Origin of the sequence: Paenibacillus tyrphae (assembly GCF_024158745.1) — a bacterium.
Lineage (GTDB): Bacteria > Bacillota > Bacilli > Paenibacillales > NBRC-103111 > Paenibacillus_G > Paenibacillus_G tyrfis_A.
The window spans coordinates 146,457-162,808 of sequence record NZ_JAMZAW010000001.1 but is presented as its reverse complement, the minus strand read 5'-3'; the positions used below and the strand labels follow the sequence as shown (position 1 = coordinate 162,808).

The following is a 16,352-nucleotide window of genomic DNA, read 5'->3' as shown; positions in this document are numbered from 1 at the left end:
GTACCCAAAAAAGGAGGGCTAGGTCATGTTCGCAGGACATTTCGGACTAGCCGCGGCAGTCAAGGCCAAAATCCCGAACGTTCCGCTGTGGGCGCTTATGCTGAGTACGCAGCTGTTGGACGTTGTTTTCGTGCCCTTACTGCTGTCTGGGGTGGAGACGTTGGAGCCTGTTGCAGGCGAAGGCTACGGAGGTAGCCTGATTCACGCGGATTACACGCATTCCCTGGCCGGAGCCTTGCTGCTTGCGTTTCTTGCCGGTTGGGGAGCCGGAAAGCTGTGGGGGAGACGGGGAGGGGTGGCGATCGGTTCGGTCGTATTCAGCCACTGGCTGCTCGATCTGTTCGTACACCGGCCCGATATGCCTCTTTTTCCGGGGAATGCAGGCGGCTTTCCGCTGCTCGGGCTCGGCTTGTGGCAGGTCCCGCCGGTAAGCATCGTGCTGGAATCCGTCTTGGTCTTGCTCGGTGCCGTGCTGTATTTTCGGTCGGTTACGGCGGTGGCGGAACGACCCCGTCGAGGATGGGCCATTGCGGCGGGCGGTATCATGGGCTTGTTGTTAACCCTTTCGCTTGTAACAGACGTGTTTGGTTAAAGAAAGGAAGAGGAGGCTTGCATCTCATGTTGGCAGGAGATGGGAAGTCTCCTTTTTACTTGTTTCCAATAACTTGAATTTTCGTTATAATCACATCCATAGGCACCTCAAAAGTTAAGGGATTACCAGGTGACCGAAGAACAAGCCTACCCCGGAGATACGGACCGCTGGTATATCATGAGCAAGCGGTAATGCCGATACCGGAACCTAAACAGAAAAAGGAGCTGATCGGATGATTGCAACTTTCATTCACACGATAACCGGATTTCTTTCCATGGATTTATACGGGGCGGTTTTTCCCTTGTTGGCGGTCGCTTTCGTCTTCATTGCCGTATGTTATTTGATCGATAAAGGTATCCGCAGACAGTCCCGATAAAAGCGCATCATTCATCAAGTCGTGCTTGCCGGATATCCGGATCGGGAGTATAATGGTTTCTTTAGTCATTCCGATTTATATAGAAATAGAGAGGGAGAGAGAAACGTGAACGCTGGGATCGGTTACGGGCTGCTGGCTTACCTTGCCTGGGGCCTTTTGCCGCTGTTTTGGAAAACCTTTATTTCCGTATCGTCGGGAGAAATATTAGGTCACCGCGTCGTGTGGTCCTTTGTATTCGTTGCGCTGCTGCTGATGATCGGCGGCCGTTGGAAGGCTTTGAAAAGCGCTTTTTCCGAGCGCAAAAATGTTTTGCCGATGGTGGGGTGCTCCCTGCTGATCAGTCTCAACTGGCTTATCTACATCTGGGCTGTCAACCACGACCGCGTTGTTGAAACGAGCCTGGGCTATTACATCAACCCGCTGATCAGCGTGCTGCTTGGGGTCTGTTTCTTGGGCGAAAGGCTTCGTGCGGTACAATGGACGGCCATGGCGCTTGCTACGGTCGGAGTAACCGTTCTGACCTTTAGCTACGGGTCGGTTCCTTGGGTATCGCTGGCTCTGGCGATGAGCTTCGGAGTGTACGGGCTCGTCAAAAAGAAAATGCGACTCGAGCCGATGGTTAGCCTCGCCGGAGAAACGATCGTCGTGCTGCCTGTGGCCGCCGTTTATTTGCTCGTCGTTGGGATGACAGGCCAATCGACGACATCGTCGTTAAGCGCGGGCTACCAGCTGCTGCTGGCAACGTCAGGAGTGGCCACGGCGATGCCGCTGCTTTGGTTTGCCAAGGCGGCTCAAAGGCTGTCGCTGACGACCATCGGGTTTTTGCAATATTTGGCTCCGACCATTAGCCTCATTCTGGGCGTCACTTTATACGATGAGCCGTTCACGACCGTGCACCTGATCAGCTTCTGCCTGATCTGGAGCGCGCTGCTGCTATTCACGCTGAGCTCGCTGAAAGGCAGGCTCGCGATGCGTGCGGCAGGTACCGGAGTGCAGAAGGGATGAGCTTCATGGAAGCCGGTTCGACCGCTTGGGTCGGCCGGCTTTTTGTTATCCTGACCGCTTGCGGCTTACAAAGGAGTAAATATTTGTTAAGATAATGTTAATCCGAAGCGAAGGAGTGGCAAGTCATGGAAAGACGTCAGTTAGGAAATACGGATATGCAGGTCAGTATGCTTGGATTCGGCGGAGCGGAGATCGGGTTTGAAGGCGCTTCCGTTTCGACCGTGGAGCGATTGCTCGATTCGGCGCTGGATGCGGGATTGAATATTATCGATACGGCGGAATGCTATAAAGGCAGCGAGGAACTGATCGGGCAAGCGGTCCGTCACCGCCGGAAGGACTACTATTTGTTCACGAAATGCGGACATGCCTCCGGCTTTGCCATTCCGGATTGGGACCCGGATCTGCTCGCCCACAGCATCGACCGCAGCTTGAAGCGGCTGAAGACGGATTATATCGACTTGATTCAGCTTCACAGCTGTTCGGAAGAGTTATTGAAGCAAGGGGACGTCATTGAGGTGCTTCAGAGGGCGCGCGAAGCAGGGAAAGCGCGCTACATCGGCTACAGCGGCGACCGCGAGGCGGCGCTCTATGCGATCCGATGCGGGGCGTTCGATACGCTGCAGACGTCGGTCAACATTGCGGATCAGGAAGCGGTAGAGCTTACGATACCGGAAGCTGCCCAGCGGGGGATGGGGGTCATTGCCAAGAGGCCGCTCGCGAATGTGGCTTGGCGGACCGGCGAGAAGCCCGTTTCGGCTTACCATGAGCCGTATTGGGAGCGGTTACAACAGCTTCGTTACGATTTTCTGCAACAGGACTTGGAGCATTCGGTCGAAATCGCTCTGCGGTTCACGCTGAGCATTCCGGGCGTGAGCACGGCCATTGTCGGCACGGCGAACCCGAACCGCTGGGTGCAGAATGCAGAGTTGGTGGGGAAAGGCGTCCTGCCGGAAGCGCAGCTGCAAGCAATTCGCAGCCGTTGGTGCGAATCGGCGTCCGGACAGGACTGGAGAGGGCAAAGGTAATACGTCAGACGTCGAGCGCCCGCTCCGAGCGGGCTTGTCTGAAGCCGATGATGACGATCGCTGCGGCGCAGGCGGCGGCGACCCAGCCGTTGAACATAAAGACGTTTCGCATGCCGTACGCCTCGCTTGCGTAGCCGCCCAAGAAGCTGCCGATGATCCGGGCAAGGCCCAGATTCAGCAGCCCGTTCAGCGTCTGGCCGCTCGCCTTAAGTTCCTTCGGCACTTCCTGGTTAATATACATCGCCATCGTGACGGTTAGCACGATAAAGATAAGCCCGTGCAGCAGCTGCGTGGGGAGCACCCAATACGGGTTGTCCGTGAACGAGAAGATGAACCAGCGGGCCATGGCCGCCAGACTCGACAAAAGCAAAATATGCGTCATGCGAACGCGCTTCATGATCTTGGAGGCGAACAGTAGAAACGGGATTTCGCTCAGGGACGAAACGACCATCGACCAGCCGAGCAGCACGCTGTCGCCGCCCATTTCTTTGTAGTACACCGGGAAAAACGTGTAATAATACCCCATTGTAATTTGCAGCACCAGATTAATCGCCAGATAGGTGACGAGCTTACGGTTTTTGAACAGCACCCACACCTGCATTTTGTTGCCGGCCGACTGGTATCCCGATACCTTGGGGAACTTCGCCAGCAGCAGCAGCGACACCAGCATGACCAAGGCATACGCGTAAAACAAGTACCCGATATGATCCTTGGCGATCCAGCCGAAAGTGATGGACATGACCGCGAAGCCGAGCGTGCCGCCGAGCCGGATCGGGCCGAAGGACCAGCGCTTGTGCTTTTCCAATTCTTCCAGTGTGATGGCGTCGCTCAAGGCGAAGATGGACGTTTGGAAAAACGTAAACAAGCATACGACGACAAGCAAATACAAGAACGCTTCGGAGAAGGGGAACAGCAGAATCATCGCCCCGCTGCCTGCGATCAGCCAGCCGAGGACGGCATTTTTTGTTTTGGCCCGGTCCCCGACGGCGCCCCACAGCGGCTGAGCGAGTACAGCGACGAACGGACCGACGCTCAGCAGTGCCCCGATCTGGGTCGGCGTCGCGCCGATTGACTGAAAGTAAACGGGAATGTACGTCCCGTAAATGGCATTGCCCATATAAATGACGAAGTAGAACAATAGAAAATACGACATGGCCATTATGCGATCCCGCGCTTTCGTCAGCAAAATGAGGAACGACCATAATTATCTCACTCCTCCGGCGGATTGACAATGAAAATCGGGCCTGCCAACGATGCGCAGCCAAGCGTATGAACTCACCACACGAGCTCGTACGCTTTTTTTTGTTGCGGTCCGGTTGTCGGGAATTTGACTGTTGCTATTTTCCATGCCGAAGGATATAATTACAGTCAACTGCATATGTTACAGTCGACTGTAACGAATACACTGAAGTGTTATGGGGTGATCGGATGAACGGGTATACGGCCAAACAAATCACGGAGCTGCTTCAGCAAGACGAGCCGGGGATCAACCTTCGGACCGTGCGCTATTACACGCAGATCGGGATCGTTCCTCCGCTTGAACTGGCGGGCAACAAGCGCGTCTATACGGATAAGCACCTGCATTATTTCCGCGCGGTTTTGACGCTTTCGAAGACTGGAGAGACGCTTGCCGCCATTCAGGAGAGGCTGAAGGATTTGCCGTTGGACGAAATCAGGCGGATCGGAGAGAGCATGGACATGTACCGTCCGGAGCGCGTGCTGGAGAACGAGACCTTCCGGATCAGCGACGATGTGTACATTACCATGGGACCGCACGCTTCCGGCGAGCTGAAACGAAAAATTATCGCTGCCGTTACGGACGTTATGAAAGGGGAGAACCGGCTATGATCACCGCAAGACTCGCAAAGCAAGCCATGGAGCATGAGGAAGGCATGAATCATCTGTGGGTTCGTTTCGAGCTGCCGCAAGCCGGGAGCATCACAGATATTCGGTTGACGCTTGACCTGCCTCAAGGCGTGCATCGCTCTACGAATTTGAACGGCTGCCCGGAAACCGACTGCGGTGTCATTCTGCTTGGCGATTCACCGGAGGATCATGACGTATTTCTCGAACTGTATACCGAGGAGGCGGCAGCTTGCGGCAGGAAGGAACTTGGGATCGCTGTGGAATACAAGGACGGAGAAACGGAAGTACGCGCGGTTCAAAGCATCTCCCTGGAGTTAAAAGCGGAGGACGATGCGGAGGATTGGCCGGTTGACGAGGAGGTAATCGAACGGATCAAGGCGCTGCAATGCAGGCTTCAAGACAGAGCCGCCGAAAGAGAACGCGAATTCGTTATTCTCCCACCGATCGTTAGACAGCGAAGCGGAGATTTCGCGGATTGGGAGAAAAAGTACCGTATCGATTACAGCTTTAGCCAAAAATAATCGAAGGAGGAACGTTTTATGCATCTGATTCCTTATGTGGTCGAACAAACCGGCCGCGGAGAACGGGCCTACGATATTTATTCCAGGCTGCTTCAGGACCGGATCGTGTTTCTGACCGGACCGGTCACGGACGAAGCGGCGAATGCGATCATCGCGCAGCTTTTGTTTCTGGACGCGGCTGATCCCGACAAAGATATCAAGTTGTACATCAACAGTCCTGGCGGTTCGATTGCGGCAGGTCTCGCCATCTACGATGCCATGCGGCTTGTCAAGCCTGATGTGAGCACGTTGTGCATCGGACTTGCCGCGTCGATGGGGGCGTTTCTTCTGTCCGGCGGCACGAAGGGGAAGCGATACGCGCTGCCGAACAGCGAAGTCATGATTCACCAGCCCCTCGGCGGGGCTCAAGGCCAAGCTTCGGACATCGAGATCGGTGCCCGAAGAATACTGAAGCTTCGCGACAAACTGAACGGGCTGCTCGCGGCACATACCGGGCAGCCCTTGGATACGGTCGAACGTGATACCGACCGGGATTATTTTATGAATGCGCAGGAAGCTCTGGCTTACGGCATCATCGATGAAATTTTGTACCGGGACGTTTAAAGACTAGGCTCTGGCCTCCAGTCCCGGATACCGTTGTCTTCGAGAATGCCAAGCGTAACGTCGGTAATGTCCGGATCGCTCAGCAGCATTGATTTCAAGCGGAACTTAATATCGTCGGCGTCCGCCAGCGTCAAGCCGACGCGGAGCTCTACATAGCCGTCAACGTGATACGTCCGGCCTTCCTGCAGGATGCGGAGCTGGTTAATGTCCCGGACATCCGGATCGGCCAGCAGCAGGCCGGCGACCCGGTCCTCCACATCCTTCGGCGCGGCTACGCCGATCAGACCTACCATATTGTCGTAGCCGACCTTGAACGCCACGCCGACCATGAGAAATCCGATCAGGATCGTGGCGATTCCGTCCAGCATTTTGAAATCCGACAGCTGTGTGACGATGACCGCGATCAAGGCAAGAGCCGCCCCCAGTGTCGCAACGATATCTTCGTAGAAGACCAGCCGGGTAGGAGGGGCGGATCGACCGACATTCCGAAATGCGGCCGGGATGATCGCAAGTCCCTTGACTTCCACCCGCGCTTCGCGGGCGATTTCTTTCATCGCCTTCCACAGGATGGCACCGTCGATCAGGATGGCGATCAGCAGGATGGCAAAGTTCAGCCAGAAATTCGAAGCTTGCGCGGGGTGGGCCAGCAGATGAAAGCCTTCCAGAATCGTTTCGTAAGCCATGAAGGAAACGACCATCACCGCGACCATACAGAACAGATTGATTACACGGCCGAAGCCGGTGGGAAACCGCCGGGTCGGCTGTTTTTCCGCGAGCACGCTTCCCGCAAAAACAAACCCCTGATTGATCGCATCCGCTACCGAGTGCATGGCTGACGCGAACATGGCGCCGCTTCCGCTAAGCGCTGCTGCGACTCCCTTGGCTGCCGCGACCGCTGTATTTCCGAGCGCCGCCATTAAGGAAGAAGTGTTTCCTTTTTTAAGTAAAGCCCATAATCCCATCGTTTGCTCTCCTCATCGTTTTCGAGTTTGATGCGCTTTCTGCCGGCTGCGGCCTAGTCGTTCCTAGTGTAACCCGTTTGTCTCAGCGGCAGAAGCGTCATGATGAACTTTCATATTACAAGTTCTTATGAACCTATATTACGACCTTTTGAATAAAATAACAAAGTCCATTTTAAAGTATTCCCGGCGAAATAACGTCAGAAACGAGAAAGAGAATGCCGTAGGAAGCTCAATCTTAGCGGGATGAGCTTTTTGACATTCTCACTACAAAGTCTTATGATTAGTTCAAATGAACTCATTGCTACAAAGGGGCTCGCCTATGGAAACCTTTTATTTGACGAGAAAACAAATGGCCGGCTTGCTGATGTCTCTTGCGGGGAAGACGGACCGGACGCCACTGGCTACGCTGCAGGAGGCCTGGGCCAAATCGCATCGGTTGGACATGGAGCACGGCAAGACGCTGGGGGCGTTCGTATCCACATCGCTGCCGCCGATCTTCGAGAAGCTGATCAAGATGAAGCAGACGAGCGAAGGCTTCTCATTGACCGATATCGTTGCGCTCGGCAATCAGATCGAGTACGCGCAGTATTCCGTCACTTCGGTGCAGAATTGGGTGAAGCGGGATTTCAAGTCGTTGATTCCTTCGCCGAGGCTGGGGAAAAAATATTCGCTCGACCAAACCGCCATCTTGTTCATTATCGACGATTTGAAGGCGACGCTCGATTTCGAGTCGATCCGCAAGCTGCTGACGCTCGTCTTCAACCGCCCGGATGACGATGCCGACGATGTCGTTTCCCCGCTACGGCTGTACGCCGCGTACTCTTCGATCTTTGAAGAGCTGGACCAAAACAACGACCAAGTGCTGGACCTGTCCGGGCACGACAGCGGCCTGCGCAACCATGACCATATGCTGGAGCATTTAATCAAGCAAAAGGCCGATGAATATGCCGGGGCGGTGGAGGGATTGAGCGACGGGCAGAAGGAACTGCTGAGCCATACGATATTTATCGCTATGGTGTCGGTACAGACCTCGTATTTTCAATCCCTGGCCAAACGTTATTTGAATGCAACGCTGTTTTTGCAGGATTTGGTGTAGCGTTTTTTGCCGCGGCGACTTTAGCTGCAACTCGTTCTCGGACAGGCCCCGCCCTGCAAGCTCGTGCTATAATGTTACCGTGAAGGGAGAGAATTCGATCATGCTAACCTTGAGAGCCGCACGGGAAGACGACATGCCGTGCGTGAACGAGCAGTACCGGGAAATAGGCTTCGCCGCATCCGATTACGGGAACGAAATCATCGTGATCGCCGAATGGAACGGAGAAAAGGCCGGCGTCGGCCGTTTGGTCAATATGGGGCAAGATACATACGAGATGGGCGGGATTTATGTGCAGGAGCGCTTCCGCGGGAAGCAGGCGGCAGGCGCCATCGTCGGTTTCCTGGTGGAGGAAGCTGGGCGGCGGGAGATTCCGCACGTCTACTGCATTCCGTTCGCGCATTTGGAGTCCTTTTATAGCCGGTTTGGCTACAAACGGGTGGAGGACGAGTCTGCCGTACATCCCGGCGTATTGAAGAAGTATAGATGGTGCCGTACCGAGTATCCGCAGGAGACGATCTTGATGAAGCTGATTCCCTGACAGTCAGAGTGTTGAGAAAGTGGGCTACTACAAAAATAGAGATGCATACGTAGGTGGGGTATCTACTGGAGGAGCGATAGCGTTCGCCTTTGTCTGCGGGAAATATCCGCTGCTAAGCGGCTTCCAATTAAGATTTCCTGCAGACAACAGCGACCGGAAGTAGATACCCCACCTCCTCGTAAATTCTATTACCTCAATTGACCACTTTCTCACCAAGCTCCCTGACAGTATTTGTCAGTGATTGTTTGTTATACTAAGCACAATCAACAGTAAGGGAGATGCAGCAATGACGAAATCCGTTCAACCAATGCTCGAGCCGTTCACGTTACCGAATGGGATCGCACTGAAAAACCGCATCGTCATGGCGCCGATGACGCATTCGGCTTCGCATCCGGACGGAGCCGTTTCGGATGTGGAAATCAAGTACTATGCGAGACGTGCCCACGGGGTCGGCATGCTGATCACGGCTGCGGCCGGAGTCACTGCCAGCGGAAGCTTCCCGGGGACGGCGCTTGCCGACCGCGACGAGCTGATTCCCGGGCTGAGCCGTCTGGCTTCCGCCATCAAGAGCGAAGGAGCCAAGGCGGTGCTGCAAATCGTTCACGGCGGACGCAAGTGCTTTCCGGGCGGAGATCTTGTGAGCGCAAGCGCGATCCCGGAAGAAAAGGAAGGGGCTGCGGTGCCCCGCGAACTGACCGATTCCGAGATTACCCGGATCATCCGGGATTTCGGCGAAGCGACCCGGCGGGCAATCGAAGCAGGCTTCGACGGGGTGGAGCTTCACGGGGCCAACGGATTTCTCATTCACCAGTTTTTCTCCCCGCACTCCAACCGCCGTACCGACCGCTGGGGCGGAACGCTGGAGAAGCGCACGACGTTCCCGCTAGAGCTGATCGGCGAAGTGCAGCGGGTCGTACGCGAGCATGCGAAGGAGCCGTTCATCGTCGGGTACAGGCTTTCCCCGGAGGAACCGGAAACGCCGGGGATTACGATGGCGGATACGTTGGCCTTTGTCGAGGTGCTTGCGGGCCGAGGGCTCGATTATCTCCATATCTCGCTCAATGATTTCCGGTCCGTTCCCCGCCGCGGGGCGGACGATTCCCGAACCCGCCTGGAGCTTATTCAGGAACTGGTCGGCACCCGGGTCCCGGTGATCGGTGTGGGGGCGATCCGCACCGCTCAAGACGCCGCGCAGGTGCTGGAGTCGGGAATTCCGCTCATCGCGATCGGCCGCGCGCTTATCATCGAGCCGGATTGGGTCGCCAAAGTGGCGCAAGGACGCGAGCAGGAACTTCGCATGACGCTGTCCAAGAACGATCAGGAAAGCCTTGCCATCCCGGATTCTCTTTGGAAAATGATTTTGGCCGTTCCGGGCTGGTTCCCGGTGGAAGCCGAAGCGTAGAAGGCAAGCTTTCATCCAATCAAAGCCGGAGGAGTGTCGAACAGTGGAGCAAGATCATACCAAGACCGTCAAATCCGATAGCGGCTTAAAACTGCTGGACAAGGTCCGAACGTATTGTATGGGGCTGCCCGAAGTGGCGGAGCAGGTGGACTCCTTCGGTCATACTTCGTTTCGGGTGAACGACAAGCCTTTTGTCATGATGGGGGAGCATAGGGAGGAGGGTTCGCTGGCTATCAAGACGTCCCCGGCGACCCAAGAGATTCTTTTGCAGCAGGATCGAACGGAATATTTCAAGACGCCCTACATCGGACAGCACGGCTGGGTCTCGATCCGCTTTGCGAACCGGGTGAATTGGCAAGAGATTGAAGAGCTGGTCCAGGAAGCTTATCTCCGGACGGCTCCGAAGCGTCTAATCCGACTGCTGGAACGGTAAATGCAGCAAGCATGAAACTCTCCATCCTTTTGGAACGGGGAGTTTTTTAATTTTACTTGCTTTTTGATTGACAATCGGGATTGTTTTTCTCTATAATTTCGACTAATATCAAAGTCAAATTAAAAGGTGAAAAGCGACATGTCTCCTCGTACCAGAGAACAAAACGAAGAAATTCGGAAGCAGCGTAAACAAGAAATTTTGCAAGCGGCGATTCGCGTGTATGTCGATAAAGGTTACTCGGCATCCGAGATGGGGGACATCGCGAGTCAGGCTGGGCTTGCGCATGGGCTGGTTTACTATTATTTTAAGAGTAAGAAGGCGTTGTTCCGCGAGCTTTATGAAGTTATGATGGAAGAATCCAAACAGTTTACGAAGACCTTCTTCGAACAAGAGGGGTCTGTGTTAGAGTTGTTCAAGAGTTATGCTCACATCGTGTGTGAACGTGTTATGGAGGATCCCGTAATACCGCGATTTTACATGCGGATTAGCTTGGATTTACAGCACTTGTATACGCCGGAAGAGTTTTCTCCATTCGAGTGGGTGAAAAATTTCATGTATCCGATGACTCAAGCGATTGAAAAGGGGATCGGGCAAGGCATGATTCAACCAGGTGACGCTAATCTGATGGCTATGCAGTTCTGGGGTTCCGTGTCTCAGGGGATGAATTATCTGGATCAGGTGCAGCAGGAACTTATAGCGCAGGGGATTCCGGAAACGGCACGGAAAGAGCAGTTGAAGAAGATTTTGGATCAGGTGGTCGAATCGTCCGTTTCTTTGTTTAAGTCTCAATAAATTTTTTTACTTTTAATATTGACTTATATGTCAATCAAAAATAAGATGGCATTAAGGAGAGTGATTAGAATATGGCTACGATACGCAAGGAAATCATCATTGACGCCAAGCCCGAGCAAGTGTGGGATGCGGTGCGTGATGTCGGCGCGGTGCATCGGCGCTTCGTACCTGGCTATACCGTGGATACACGTCTGGATGGCGATTTCAGAATTCTCACCTTTGCGAACGGAGCGGTCGTGCGTGAGCATATCGTTGCCGTGGATGATGAGGCGCGTCGGCTGGCGTATGCAGTAGTGGAAGGAAGCATGCCGCTTGTGCATCACCATGCGTCGTTCCAAGTCTTTGCCGAGAAGGATAGCCGCAGCCGGCTTGTTTGGATCACAGACTTTCTGCCTCATGAGCTCGCAACGGAAATTCGAATGCGCGTAGAACGGGGAGCTGAAGTGATGAAACAAACGATTGAGGCGGAAGTTAAAGCGGATAGCTGATGTCATAAAAAGGAGATGAAAAATATGAAAATATTAGTGATTGCAGCCCATCCGAATTTGCAGCAGTCGCGCGTCAACAAATGCTGGATAACGGAATTGCGCCGGCATCCCGATCAAGTGACGGTGCATGAATTGTACGCAGCGTATCCGGAAAAAACAATCGACATCGAACGCGAGCAAGCTCTCATAGCCGAGCATGATCGCCTTGTTCTGCAATTCCCTCTTCAATGGTACAGCACGCCATCGCTGCTAAAGCAATGGCTGGATGAAGTCATCACAACGGCCTGGCTGTTCGGACCCGGCGGCAGGGCAGTGGCAGGTAAAGAACTTTTGCTTGCCATCTCCATCGGAGGTGTAGAAGCAAATTACCAGGCAGGAGGCTTGATCGGCTACACCATCAGCGAACTGACCCGGCCATTGCAAGCCCTCGCTAACCAAATCGGCATGACGATGCTCCCGCATTTCAAATTGCACGGCGCGGTACAAGCAACGGACGAACAGATCGAAAGCAGCACCAAACAGTACCTCCAACATATCTTGAACCCTGAACTCGATCCCCGAATAGCCAGACAACGAATGCTGGATGAGATGAGGCAAAAAATGAAGGCGGCTCAATAATCCATACACCACGGACTCCCATGTTCGTGGTGTATTTGATATAATGGGATTCCCAGCTACACCGCAGAATTTGCATGTACAATATTAATAAATGTAGAAGGTGGACGCGATGAAATCCGATTTTCGGGAAGTAAAATTATCCGAATTAAGTGATATTCAAGTTGATTATTTTATCGGGCCGTCAAAGACCGTGGAATATTGCGATATGATGATTATTAAATACTCGGGCGAGTACGGCTTCGGCTCGGCGGGGAACAGCGATGCGGTATATATGAAAGCGATGGGCCGGGCGGCGCTGGAAGCCTGGAAGCCGGATGCTATTATTCTGGACTGGTCCGATCTGAAGTACGAATGGGGAGATATGCTGGAGATGGCGCTGGATATCGATACCGGCTGCTGCGAGCCGGCCCTGCCCATGGCTGTTATTGTGGGTCCGCCTTGCGAGGAGGCCGTCAGGACGCTGCTGCTTGGAATCGACAGCGATGAAGGGCTGGAAACGATCGAATGGGTGTTCAAAAATAAAGACGAGGCAATCGAATATATCGAGATACAATTGCAGAAAGCAGGGTCCTAACAATGAATACATACGTTGCGATGCTGCGCGGGATTAATGTGAGCGGAAAAAAATTATTAGAATGGATCGTTTGAAAAGCATTTTCGAATCGCTGCAGCTGCAGGAGGTGACGACGTGCTGCCGACCGCCGAAGCGATAGCACATTTCGAGTCGTACAACAACGATGTGGACGATTTCCGGGTATTGAACCGGGAGGTATATATTTTATCCTGGAAGGGGTACGGGAAATCTTTATTTTCGAATAATTTTGTGGAAAAGAAGCTGAAGGTAGCCGCGACGACAAGGAACTGGGAAACGGTCAACAAGCTTTCCGATCTCAGTAGACGATGAAGAAACTGCATATCTTACTAAGTTCTGTAACTTTTTCCTTGGCTATTGCGTTTGGTATATGGACACGGTTGGAACATAGCCGCGGCCCAGCTGCGAACGGGAATCTAATGATAGGAGAGTCTGGATGCTTATGTTAACGATGACGACGGAAAGACTTCTCATTCGGGAGTATAAGGAAAGCGATTTCGATGAACTCAAGGCGCTGCTTTCCGACCCTGAGACGATGCGTTTTTGGCCCCAGCCTTTTGACGATGACCAAGTCCATAGTTGGCTGGAAAGAAGCATTCGGAACTATCGGGATTTGGGGTATGGCAGATGGGGTGTCTTTCTGAAGGCGAATCGGAAGTTCGTCGGTGACTGCGGCTTCTTGAGGTACAAAATTATAGATCGCTTCGAAAACGATCTGGGCTATATCATTCACCATCATTACTGGCATCAAGGCTATGGGTACGAAGCGGCTAAGGCTTGCTTGGAATACGGTTTCGGTACATTGCAATTCGACAGCATATGTGCCAATATGGCGCACGACCATCTCGCCTCGCGGAAGGTGGCCGAAAAACTGGAGATGAAACGGGAAGCGCAGTTTACGAATCCGCGGAACCGGAATCTGCTGACTTATGTATACCGGATAAGCAGAAATGAAGCGTCTGGCAAGGAAGAATTAAGTTGAAAAAGCAATAACTTGCGATGTTCACGGCGATGGGGAGGGGATCTGCAATTGTTCAAGTTTGGGGAGACGCCGCCGATCCGGTTAATCAAGGTTCTGTTTTATACGGGATGGATTCCGATAGCCTATAAAGCCGCCCTGTTCGGAGAAGAAATCTATAGCACGAGTACCTATATGACCACGGTTAAAGAAGGATATTTTGACACGGCCAAGGCGGTAAACGATCTTCCGAAAGGAATTGTGTATGGCGTTGTCGCTTTTGTGGTAGCCGTTGTGATATGGAAGATTTTTTGCGAGATTTTGCTGATCGTTTTGCGGTTTTTCGAATCGAGAAGATGAGCAAAAGCCAGCAAAAGAACGAATGGGTTGCACGAATGAAAATGATGCAGTACAATAAACGTGTTTAAAAGTTTAAACTTATAAGGTGATGGCAATCGAAAAGCACGAGTGTACGAACAAAGAGGTTATTCTTGAAAAATTCAAATTAAGCACACCGATCTTCCAAGCTTTAGGCGATGTCAACCGGCAGCAGATCATTGCGCTTCTGCTGGAGCTGAACAGCTTGAATGTCAATCAAATTACGGAGCGCATGGATATTTCCAGGCCTGCGATTTCCCATCATTTGAAAATTTTGAGACAGGCCGATCTGATCGACTTCGACCGCAGCGGCAAAGAGAAATATTATCGTTTAAGCAAAAATTTGCGCGGTTCGCTGCAGCTAATTAAAGACTTGATCGTCGCGGTGGAGGAAAGCAACTAAATTTTTTTGACTAACAAGTTTATAAGTTTAAACTTAATAAAATGAAGAGGGTGGCATGAATGAATGCAGTCGTGTTTGGAGGCAGCGGATTTATCGGGAGTCATACGGTGGAGCAATTGGTGCTGGCCGGGTATCGGGTGACCGCGGCCGTTCGCGAGCAGAGCGATTCGACTTTTTTGGATAGTCTGGGGGTGAACGTTGTCCGGGTTGATTTTTCCGATCCGTCGTCCATTGCTGCCGCCATTCGCGGACATGAGCTTGTCTATAATTGTACGGCGGATGCAAAGTTGCACACGATCATCGACACGGAAGCCGAGGTGGAGGTCAAGTTGACACGAAGGCTAATCGAAGCGGCTGCTGCCCAAGGGGCCGAACGTTTTGTCCAGTTAAGCACGATTGTCATGTACGATTTTCGGACAGGAGACCCGATCGACGAATCTTACGTGACCGTGCCGGAATATCCGATCCAGGCGTTGGCCGTGAAGAGGGAGGAAGTGGTCCGGCAAGCCGGGCGAAAAGCCGGGATCAGGACGATTCTGCTGCGTCCGGCCAGTACGATTGGGGTGCGTGACCTTTCGTCGTTCTTCTCGCGGCTGTACCGGGCGCACATACACGATCAATACCCTGTCATCGGAGACGGCTCCGGCCGGGTTTCGCTGATCGATACGCGCGACATCGGACGGGCGATGGCATGGCTTGGGACTTTGGATATGAACGGTCAAGCGGACGATACTTACCTATTGAAAGGTTTCGACACGACTTGGGGCGGATTGAAAGCCGAGATCGATCGCGCCGCCGGAAAAGCTGCCGCAACGATACGGATTCCGGAAAACCCGACGGAGGAGCAGCTGGCTCAGCTTCATTTGACCCCTTTTGCGATAAAAAGCTTCACCGTCAACCGGTTATGGAACGATAGTAAAATTCGCCGGCAAGGCTTTGCGCCCCGCTATTCTCTGACCGATGCCGTGGATGCCGCCGTCCGGGACTTGATCCGCCGGAACGGGAACCGCTTTTGAATATCGCTCTTAACAAGGTCCAAAGAACATGATAAACTTCCTTTGTGAACAAATGATGGGAGGATTTACCTATGTTGCCTGCAGATATTGTTTGGAGACCGAGCACGGGGATCGGTTATGAACACCTTAAAGTCAGAGAGGATAACAATCAAATTTTCATAGATAGTATTGTTATCGGAAGTCAACATAACAATGAAATCTTCAGGATTAGATATGATATCGTGCTCGATCAAAGTTGGGTCACCAGAGCAGTCACAATACGTTACTTGGGTGAAGATCAAGGGTTGAGTCTCTCATCTGACGGCAAGGGGATCTGGAAAGATGAACAGGGACAAATCATTCCCGAATTATCAGGCTGTATCGATATTGATATTTCCTGCACTCCCTTTACGAATACACTTCCGATCAACCGATTGTCGTACGAGCCTTCGCAGCAGCAGGAGATCCAAGTGGTCTACATTTCTGCCGCTGAATTGAACTATAAACCGGTTAAGCAGAACTATACCTTGCTGGAAAGTAGGAAGGATTCGTCCGTCTTTCGATATCAAAGCGGGAATTTTATGGAGAACATTACGGTCGATTCAAACGGTATCGTAGTGGTCTATCCGAATCTATTTTATCGCGAGACGGGGCCAGATGCACGATAATAGGGTCCATAACAAAAAGCCCCAGAAAGGGGCTTTGTATG

General features: G+C 52.7%; 23 protein-coding genes. 21 read left to right on the top strand and 2 right to left on the bottom strand.

From position 1 onward, the window contains the following. The first annotated feature begins 25 nt into the window (after positions 1-25). The 4 genes from NI000_RS00715 (at position 26) to NI000_RS00700 (ending at position 2,998) form a co-directional block, all read left to right on the top strand. The gene (locus NI000_RS00715) at positions 26-592 is read left to right on the top strand and encodes a metal-dependent hydrolase (protein ID WP_253406823.1); all 567 of its coding nucleotides are present in this window, start codon (positions 26-28) and stop codon (positions 590-592) included. A 232-nt stretch (positions 593-824) separates the two neighbouring features. Further along, a complete protein-coding gene (locus NI000_RS00710) occupies positions 825-968 on the top strand; it encodes a hypothetical protein (protein ID WP_253406822.1) in 144 nt (47 codons plus the stop codon). Positions 969-1,073: 105 nt separating this feature from the next. Beyond that, positions 1,074-1,973 (top strand): EamA family transporter RarD, encoded by a 900-nt coding sequence (rarD, locus tag NI000_RS00705; protein ID WP_253406821.1) that lies wholly within the window; start codon positions 1,074-1,076, stop codon positions 1,971-1,973. A 125-nt stretch (positions 1,974-2,098) separates the two neighbouring features. Next, positions 2,099-2,998: an aldo/keto reductase gene (locus NI000_RS00700; RefSeq protein WP_253406820.1), complete on the top strand. Its 900-nt coding sequence runs from the start codon at positions 2,099-2,101 to the stop codon at positions 2,996-2,998. A 4-nt stretch (positions 2,999-3,002) separates the two neighbouring features. Here NI000_RS00700 and NI000_RS00695 read toward each other — a convergent pair whose 3' ends face one another. After that, positions 3,003-4,151, bottom strand: coding sequence for an MFS transporter (locus NI000_RS00695; RefSeq protein ID WP_253406819.1), 1,149 nt, complete (start codon positions 4,149-4,151; stop codon positions 3,003-3,005). Positions 4,152-4,426: 275 nt separating this feature from the next. On the opposite strand from NI000_RS00695, the gene NI000_RS00690 reads away from it, so the two are divergent. The 3 genes from NI000_RS00690 to clpP are packed head-to-tail and all read left to right on the top strand — an operon-like array spanning position 4,427 to position 5,988. Further along, entirely contained in the window at positions 4,427-4,846 is a 420-nt protein-coding gene (locus NI000_RS00690) for a MerR family transcriptional regulator (RefSeq protein ID WP_253406818.1), read from the top strand. Further along, positions 4,843-5,385, top strand: a complete 543-nt coding sequence (locus NI000_RS00685; RefSeq protein ID WP_253406817.1) for a hypothetical protein — start codon at positions 4,843-4,845, stop codon at positions 5,383-5,385. Before NI000_RS00690 ends, NI000_RS00685 begins: the two co-directional genes overlap by 4 nt. Before the next feature lie 18 nt (positions 5,386-5,403). Then, positions 5,404-5,988 (top strand): ATP-dependent Clp endopeptidase proteolytic subunit ClpP, encoded by a 585-nt coding sequence (gene clpP / locus NI000_RS00680; protein ID WP_253406816.1) that lies wholly within the window; start codon positions 5,404-5,406, stop codon positions 5,986-5,988. Here clpP and NI000_RS00675 read toward each other — a convergent pair. Next, entirely contained in the window at positions 5,985-6,950 is a 966-nt protein-coding gene (locus NI000_RS00675) for a cation diffusion facilitator family transporter (protein ID WP_253406815.1), read from the bottom strand. The genes clpP and NI000_RS00675 overlap by 4 nt on opposite strands. A gap of 319 nt (positions 6,951-7,269) precedes the next feature. On the opposite strand from NI000_RS00675, the gene NI000_RS00670 reads away from it, so the two are divergent. From NI000_RS00670 to NI000_RS00605, 14 genes are all read left to right on the top strand, one after another. Next, complete coding sequence (locus NI000_RS00670; RefSeq protein WP_253406814.1) at positions 7,270-8,046, top strand: DUF1836 domain-containing protein; 777 nt, start codon at positions 7,270-7,272, stop codon at positions 8,044-8,046. A gap of 100 nt (positions 8,047-8,146) precedes the next feature. Next, positions 8,147-8,584 carry a GNAT family N-acetyltransferase gene (locus NI000_RS00665; protein ID WP_253406813.1) on the top strand — a complete coding sequence of 146 codons (438 nt, stop codon included), beginning with the start codon at positions 8,147-8,149 and terminating at the stop codon, positions 8,582-8,584. Between the two features lie 286 nt (positions 8,585-8,870). Then, entirely contained in the window at positions 8,871-9,986 is a 1,116-nt protein-coding gene (locus NI000_RS00660) for an NADH-dependent flavin oxidoreductase (RefSeq protein ID WP_253406812.1), read from the top strand. 43 nt (positions 9,987-10,029) lie between these two features. Continuing rightward, positions 10,030-10,419: an MmcQ/YjbR family DNA-binding protein gene (locus NI000_RS00655; RefSeq protein WP_253406811.1), complete on the top strand. Its 390-nt coding sequence runs from the start codon at positions 10,030-10,032 to the stop codon at positions 10,417-10,419. Positions 10,420-10,557: 138 nt separating this feature from the next. Further along, positions 10,558-11,211 (top strand): TetR/AcrR family transcriptional regulator, encoded by a 654-nt coding sequence (locus NI000_RS00650; protein WP_253406810.1) that lies wholly within the window; start codon positions 10,558-10,560, stop codon positions 11,209-11,211. Positions 11,212-11,282: 71 nt separating this feature from the next. Then, the gene (locus tag NI000_RS00645) at positions 11,283-11,699 is read left to right on the top strand and encodes an SRPBCC family protein (RefSeq protein ID WP_253406809.1); all 417 of its coding nucleotides are present in this window, start codon (positions 11,283-11,285) and stop codon (positions 11,697-11,699) included. 24 nt (positions 11,700-11,723) lie between these two features. Beyond that, positions 11,724-12,317, top strand: a complete 594-nt coding sequence (locus NI000_RS00640; protein WP_253406808.1) for an NAD(P)H-dependent oxidoreductase — start codon at positions 11,724-11,726, stop codon at positions 12,315-12,317. Between the two features lie 109 nt (positions 12,318-12,426). Beyond that, positions 12,427-12,891: a hypothetical protein gene (locus NI000_RS00635; RefSeq protein ID WP_253406807.1), complete on the top strand. Its 465-nt coding sequence runs from the start codon at positions 12,427-12,429 to the stop codon at positions 12,889-12,891. Between the two features lie 114 nt (positions 12,892-13,005). Next, positions 13,006-13,221: a hypothetical protein gene (locus NI000_RS00630; protein WP_253406806.1), complete on the top strand. Its 216-nt coding sequence runs from the start codon at positions 13,006-13,008 to the stop codon at positions 13,219-13,221. 124 nt (positions 13,222-13,345) lie between these two features. Beyond that, positions 13,346-13,891 (top strand): GNAT family N-acetyltransferase, encoded by a 546-nt coding sequence (locus tag NI000_RS00625; protein WP_253406805.1) that lies wholly within the window; start codon positions 13,346-13,348, stop codon positions 13,889-13,891. Positions 13,892-13,939: 48 nt separating this feature from the next. Beyond that, complete coding sequence (locus NI000_RS00620; protein ID WP_253406804.1) at positions 13,940-14,227, top strand: hypothetical protein; 288 nt, start codon at positions 13,940-13,942, stop codon at positions 14,225-14,227. 94 nt (positions 14,228-14,321) lie between these two features. Continuing rightward, positions 14,322-14,648, top strand: a complete 327-nt coding sequence (locus NI000_RS00615; RefSeq protein WP_253407404.1) for an ArsR/SmtB family transcription factor — start codon at positions 14,322-14,324, stop codon at positions 14,646-14,648. A 59-nt stretch (positions 14,649-14,707) separates the two neighbouring features. Beyond that, complete coding sequence (locus tag NI000_RS00610) at positions 14,708-15,664, top strand: NAD-dependent epimerase/dehydratase family protein (protein WP_253406803.1); 957 nt, start codon at positions 14,708-14,710, stop codon at positions 15,662-15,664. 71 nt (positions 15,665-15,735) lie between these two features. Next, a complete protein-coding gene (locus NI000_RS00605) occupies positions 15,736-16,311 on the top strand; it encodes a putative glycolipid-binding domain-containing protein (RefSeq protein WP_253406802.1) in 576 nt (191 codons plus the stop codon). The last annotated feature ends 41 nt before the right edge of the window (positions 16,312-16,352 follow it).

Bases quoted from the DNA above. Each gene is read 5' to 3' on its own strand.
- NI000_RS00625 (WP_253406805.1), top strand. From the start codon at position 13,346: ATGCTTATGTTAACGATGACGACGGAAAGACTTCTCATTCGGGAGTAT.
- NI000_RS00605 (WP_253406802.1), top strand. From the start codon at position 15,736: ATGTTGCCTGCAGATATTGTTTGGAGACCGAGCACGGGGATCGGTTAT.
- NI000_RS00690 (WP_253406818.1), top strand. From the start codon at position 4,427: ATGAACGGGTATACGGCCAAACAAATCACGGAGCTGCTTCAGCAAGAC.
- NI000_RS00675 (WP_253406815.1), bottom strand. From the start codon at position 6,950: ATGGGATTATGGGCTTTACTTAAAAAAGGAAACACTTCTTCCTTAATG.
- NI000_RS00710 (WP_253406822.1), top strand. From the start codon at position 825: ATGATTGCAACTTTCATTCACACGATAACCGGATTTCTTTCCATGGAT.
- NI000_RS00670 (WP_253406814.1), top strand. From the start codon at position 7,270: ATGGAAACCTTTTATTTGACGAGAAAACAAATGGCCGGCTTGCTGATG.
- NI000_RS00650 (WP_253406810.1), top strand. From the start codon at position 10,558: ATGTCTCCTCGTACCAGAGAACAAAACGAAGAAATTCGGAAGCAGCGT.
- NI000_RS00610 (WP_253406803.1), top strand. From the start codon at position 14,708: ATGAATGCAGTCGTGTTTGGAGGCAGCGGATTTATCGGGAGTCATACG.
- NI000_RS00685 (WP_253406817.1), top strand. From the start codon at position 4,843: ATGATCACCGCAAGACTCGCAAAGCAAGCCATGGAGCATGAGGAAGGC.
- NI000_RS00645 (WP_253406809.1), top strand. From the start codon at position 11,283: ATGGCTACGATACGCAAGGAAATCATCATTGACGCCAAGCCCGAGCAA.
- NI000_RS00695 (WP_253406819.1), bottom strand. From the start codon at position 4,151: ATGTCGTATTTTCTATTGTTCTACTTCGTCATTTATATGGGCAATGCC.
- NI000_RS00665 (WP_253406813.1), top strand. From the start codon at position 8,147: ATGCTAACCTTGAGAGCCGCACGGGAAGACGACATGCCGTGCGTGAAC.
- NI000_RS00640 (WP_253406808.1), top strand. From the start codon at position 11,724: ATGAAAATATTAGTGATTGCAGCCCATCCGAATTTGCAGCAGTCGCGC.
- NI000_RS00700 (WP_253406820.1), top strand. From the start codon at position 2,099: ATGGAAAGACGTCAGTTAGGAAATACGGATATGCAGGTCAGTATGCTT.
- NI000_RS00660 (WP_253406812.1), top strand. From the start codon at position 8,871: ATGACGAAATCCGTTCAACCAATGCTCGAGCCGTTCACGTTACCGAAT.
- clpP (WP_253406816.1), top strand. From the start codon at position 5,404: ATGCATCTGATTCCTTATGTGGTCGAACAAACCGGCCGCGGAGAACGG.
- NI000_RS00715 (WP_253406823.1), top strand. From the start codon at position 26: ATGTTCGCAGGACATTTCGGACTAGCCGCGGCAGTCAAGGCCAAAATC.
- NI000_RS00635 (WP_253406807.1), top strand. From the start codon at position 12,427: ATGAAATCCGATTTTCGGGAAGTAAAATTATCCGAATTAAGTGATATT.